We start from the raw sequence: 255 nt of genomic DNA, 5'->3' as shown, positions 1-255 counted from the left end.
CGTCACCTTTACCGACAGCCAGGGCCATAGCGCCAGCACCACCGCCCAGGTGGATGGCAGCGGCAACTGGACGGCCAGCAGCGCCAACCTGAGTGGTCTGGTGGACGGAGCCATCACCGTCAAGGCCGACGTCACCAGCGTGGCCGGCAACAGCGCCAGCACCAGCGTCAGCGACAGCAAGGACACCACCGCCACCATCAGCATCGGCAACGATGGCTCGGGCGGCGATCACGTCTACAACAAGGCTGAAAGCAC

1 protein-coding gene is annotated in these 255 nt (G+C 65.5%); it reads left to right on the top strand.

The features are described 5' to 3' along the window. The coding region (locus EAY64_RS20475) for a hypothetical protein (RefSeq protein ID WP_158604744.1) at positions 1-255 on the top strand (255 nt) is incomplete at both ends.

The organism is Aquitalea palustris (assembly GCF_003693445.1).
Taxonomy (GTDB): domain Bacteria; phylum Pseudomonadota; class Gammaproteobacteria; order Burkholderiales; family Chromobacteriaceae; genus Aquitalea; species Aquitalea palustris.
This window is presented reverse-complemented; position numbering and strand designations above follow the sequence as displayed.